This is a genomic window from Streptomyces odonnellii, assembly GCF_000981895.1.
Lineage (GTDB): Bacteria > Actinomycetota > Actinomycetes > Streptomycetales > Streptomycetaceae > Streptomyces > Streptomyces odonnellii.
The window spans coordinates 1-4221 of sequence record NZ_LATD01000085.1 but is presented as its reverse complement, the minus strand read 5'-3'; the positions used below and the strand labels follow the sequence as shown (position 1 = coordinate 4221).

Genomic DNA, 4221 nt, shown 5'->3' with positions numbered 1-4221 from the left:
CCCCCGAAAAGCCCCCGAAGGCCCGAGAACGCAGATAGCCCCCACCCTGGACGGGCACCGCGCGCTTCTCGCGCCGCTTCCCGCCCGCTCACTGCTCTGCCCGGCTACTTCCTGCTGTCTCTCTTCTGGGACTTCGGGGGCGTCTTGCCGTCCAGCTCGTCCCACCACTCATCGGACTGAGGGTCCCCGGTCGGGTCGTCCCACCAGCGGTCGTCCTTGCCCCGCGCGTTCCCCACCATGGCCGCGATCGGTGGAATCACCATGGCGACGATGCACAGGGCGACGGCGGCCGGGACCGACCAGAATCGTACGAATCCCCAGGCGGAGACGAAGAGGATCAGGCATCCGCCCATCAACAGGAAGTACCGACGACGGCGTCGCGTGTACATGCCTCCAGCCTACGACCGAAACGGCCGCCGGGACCCGCGCGAAGACCCCGTACAGCAGGAGATCCCGTACAGCAGGAGACCCCAGCATCGGAGACCGCATGGAAGAGGGCCGCATCCGTCACGGATGCGGCCCTCCACGCTCTGCGCGCCCTACGCCCTGCGCATGCGGACTGAGCTCAGACCGCGATCGCGACCTCCGCGAGGCCCCCGGTCTGCGCGACGACCGTACGGTCCGCCGTGGCACCCGGTACGAGCGCCCGCACCGTCCACGTCCCCTCGGCCGCGTAGAAGCGGAACTGCCCGGTCGCCGAGGTCGGGACCTCCGCGGTGAACTCACCGGTCGAGTCCAGCAGGCGCACGTAACCGGTGACGGGCTCGCCGTCACGCGTCACGGAACCCTGGATGGTCGTCTCGCCGGGCTTGATCGTCGAAGCGTCGGGGCCGCCGGCCTGTGCTCCACACATACTGTTCGGTCCTCCAGGTCGGGGCGTGATTACTTGTTGGCGCCGAGCTCGATCGGCACACCGACGAGCGAGCCGTACTCGGTCCACGAGCCGTCGTAGTTCTTGACGTTCTCGACACCGAGCAGCTCGTGCAGCACGAACCAGGTGAGCGCGGAACGCTCACCGATACGGCAGTACGCGATGGTGTCCTTGCTGAGGTCCACCTGCTCGTCGGCGTACAGCTCCTTCAGCTCGTCGTCCGACTTGAAGGTGCCGTCGTCGTTGGCGTTCTTGGACCACGGGATGTTGCGGGCGGACGGGATGTGACCCGGGCGCTGCGACTGCTCCTGCGGGAGGTGCGCCGGCGCGAGCAGCTTGCCGCTGAACTCGTCGGGCGACCGTACGTCGACCAGGTTCTGCGTGCCGATCGCGGCGACGGCGTCGTCACGGAAGGCGCGGATCGCGGTGTTCTGGGGCTGCGCCCGGTACGTGGTCGCCGCGCGCTCGGGGACGGCCTCGACCAGGTCACGGGAGTCCAGCTCCCACTTCTTGCGGCCGCCGTCGAGGAGCTTGACGGAGTCGTGGCCGTACAGCTTGAAGTACCAGTACGCGTACGACGCGAACCAGTTGTTGTTGCCGCCGTAGAGGACGACCGTGTCGTCGTTGGCGATGCCCTTGGCCGACAGGAGCTTCTCGAAGCCCTCCTGGTCGACGAAGTCACGGCGGACCGGGTCCTGGAGGTCCTTCTTCCAGTCGATCCTGACGGCGTTCTTGATGTGGTTCTTGTCGTACGCCGAGGTGTCCTCGTCGACCTCGACGATGACCACCTTCGGGTCGTCGATGTGGGCCTCGACCCAGTCGGCGTCTACCAGGACGTCGCTGCGGCTCATGCTGTTCTCCTCCGGGGCAGTGTGCGGCGGGATGGTGCTGGTGCCGGGTGGTGCGTGTGCGTACGGGTGCGGCGTGGCTTCCGGGCATGGCACGCGGGGGACGGAAGCCGGCATACGGCGCGGTGCCGGCCCTGAGACACTCGAAGGGCCGCGGGAAAAACGGGACGCGGAAATCCCGTTCAGACAGGGCGACAGAGCATGGCGGCGACGCGGCACAGGTCGACTGCCCGCCGCTTCGTGAAGTCCGCCTGCTGCCTCATACGTCCGATCGTAGGGACGTTCCGGCGGACATGTCACCGGTGTGTCGTATGGCGAGACGCGATCATCCACGGAGCGAGACGGCTAGGTCCTGTCCGGTCGATCTTCGTGGATCAGCCCGGGGCGGCTGGTGCGGTGCATCGGAAGGCGGAGGATCGTTCTCGTACTGGACGTACTTGGACGACTCCGACAACGCAGCGAGGCGCCGTGCCAGGCGTTCCGGGCCCGCGAAGATCGGCCGGACAGGGCCTAGCAGCGACAGCGCCGTGACGGCGCCGGCGAAGTCGGTGACGAAGGCCGATTCGGCGGGGACGTCCGACCCGGCGGGGGTCGCGGCGTCTCACCATCCGATCACCCGGCCGGCGGTCCCCCGGTCGGCGGCCCGCGCGGGGATTCGCACGGAGATCCGCCGGACAGGCGCTGATGCCGAGCCGGACCGGCTCTGATGCGAAAGGCGTCCTAGCCGGCGAGCGAGACGTTCGTGCCCGTACCGGAGAACTGGAGGCCGGTCTCCGAGGCGGTGACCTTGTCGAGCTTGATGGTCGACGGCAGTCCGTCGATCTTGAGGTCGTAGTTGACGACGTCCCTGACCTGGTCGTTCAGGCCCGGCACCGGCAGCTCGGGCAGTTCCTCGGCGCGCAGCCGTACCGTGTTGCCGCCCGTCAGCGAGACCGTGCTGTACGCCGTGACCTCGCGGCCCTCCAGCAGCGCCCGCACCGAGGACGGCATGTCGATGCCCGCGCCCTCCAGCACCTCGGCCAGCGGCCCCGAGACCTTGACCTGGCCCTTGGCGGCGCGGTCGGGACCCGCGTACCCGACGGTGGCACCCTTCGGCGCGGACTTCGCGAGATCGGCGTACGAGATGTGCGCCGAGCCGGTGGCCTGGCCGGCGGTGGCCGACGAGAAGCTGCTGTCGATCTCGACGTTCCTCAGCTCGGCGCTGACCTCGGTCACCTGGACCTGGTGGCCGTCCGCGGTGGCACTGACACCGTCGAGGCTGATGTCGACCTCGTCCAGCGACGAACCCAGGACCTGGGTGAGGAAGGGGAAGCCCTTGATGGAGACCTGGGGCTGGGAATCGATCCCCTGGCTCGACCTGATCCGGTCGGCGACCTGGCCCTCGGCGAAGTACACCGCGGCCCGGTCCGCGGCGACGAACAGCCCGCCGAAGATCACCACGAGAATCAGCAGTATTCGCAGTGCGCGCATTGCTCGGTGTCCCCCACCCTGTCGGTGCCGTTGATCCGGTGTCGGTGTTCCGTGATCGGTGTCCGGTGCCGGTGTTCCCGTGTCGGTGCCTGGTCGTTCGAGGGCGGCTCTGGGTCGCCGCCGCCCCCCGCTGATCGCCGCTGATCGATTTCGATCGATCTCGCCCCACCGGCGACCGACTGAGACTAACCGGTCAGCCCAGCACCCGGCCCAGCAGGTAGACGGCCGGGGCCGCGGCCGTCAGGGGCAGAGCCACTCCGGCGGTCATGTGGACGAAGCGGGAAGGGTAGTCGTAGCTCGCCGCCCGCAGTCCGGTCAGCGCGCAGATCCCGGCCCCCAGCCCCAGCAGCGCGCCCGCGCCGCCGCCCAGGTCCGTCATCGGGCCGACCACCACTCCGGCACCGAGACCGGCGAGCAGCGCCACCACGAGCGAGGCGATCCCGGGCAGCGGCAGGGCACGGACCACGGTGGTCGCGGCGACCGCCACCCCGCCCACGACCACCGCGTCCGGCAGGGCCGCGAGATGGCCGGTGGCGATGATGGTGAGCGCGGCCGAGGCGACGGTGGCCATCAGGCCCTCCATCCGCTCGTCGGCGCCCGCGCGGCTGCGGAGCTGGAGGACGACCGTCAGCAGGACCCAGACCCCGAGCGTGCCGACGATCGCGGCCACGGCGTACTTGTCGTCGACCGCCAGCAGCGCGACATCGGCCGTCAGCCCGCCGAGGAAGGCGAGCGCGATGCCCTGCCGGGCCGGCCACATGCCGTTCAACCGGAACCAGCCCGCCGCGGTGACCGCCTGGAGCAGCACCAGCGGGACGAGCAGCCCGTACGGTCCGACCGCCGCGCCCCCCGCCAGCAGCAGGCCCAGTACGGCGGTCAGCCCGGCCGGCTGCATGCCGGGCGGGATGATCGGCGAGCGGCCCTCGGCGCGGGCGCGCTGGGCGTCGGTGATACGGGCGTTGCCCATGGTGGTGGGGGCGTTGTAGCCGTCGGCGCCGGGCGCGGGTGCTGGGGCGGCGGACGGTACGGGGG

General features: G+C 70.1%; 5 protein-coding genes. All 5 read right to left on the bottom strand.

Annotation, left to right across the window (positions count from 1 at the left end; translation table 11 throughout):
- Positions 1-104 precede the first annotated feature (104 nt).
- The gene (locus tag WH07_RS09930; protein ID WP_046498163.1) at positions 105-389 is read right to left on the bottom strand and encodes a DUF3099 domain-containing protein; all 285 of its coding nucleotides are present in this window, start codon (positions 387-389) and stop codon (positions 105-107) included.
- 176 nt (positions 390-565) lie between these two features.
- Entirely contained in the window at positions 566-853 is a 288-nt protein-coding gene (locus WH07_RS09925) for a DUF1416 domain-containing protein (protein WP_046498161.1), read from the bottom strand.
- Between the two features lie 29 nt (positions 854-882).
- Entirely contained in the window at positions 883-1722 is an 840-nt protein-coding gene (locus WH07_RS09920; protein WP_046498157.1) for a sulfurtransferase, read from the bottom strand.
- 717 nt (positions 1723-2439) lie between these two features.
- Positions 2440-3189, bottom strand: a complete 750-nt coding sequence (locus tag WH07_RS09915; protein ID WP_046498155.1) for an LmeA family phospholipid-binding protein — start codon at positions 3187-3189, stop codon at positions 2440-2442.
- Positions 3190-3382: 193 nt separating this feature from the next.
- A partial coding sequence (locus WH07_RS09910; protein WP_046498152.1) for a hypothetical protein occupies positions 3383-4221 on the bottom strand: 839 nt, incomplete at its 5' end.

What these genes read in the sequence shown, in the direction of transcription:
- WH07_RS09930 (WP_046498163.1), bottom strand. Translation starts at nt 389, where the DNA reads ATGTACACGCGACGCCGTCGTCGGTACTTCCTGTTGATGGGCGGATGC.
- WH07_RS09925 (WP_046498161.1), bottom strand. Translation starts at nt 853, where the DNA reads ATGTGTGGAGCACAGGCCGGCGGCCCCGACGCTTCGACGATCAAGCCC.
- WH07_RS09920 (WP_046498157.1), bottom strand. Translation starts at nt 1,722, where the DNA reads ATGAGCCGCAGCGACGTCCTGGTAGACGCCGACTGGGTCGAGGCCCAC.
- WH07_RS09915 (WP_046498155.1), bottom strand. Translation starts at nt 3,189, where the DNA reads ATGCGCGCACTGCGAATACTGCTGATTCTCGTGGTGATCTTCGGCGGG.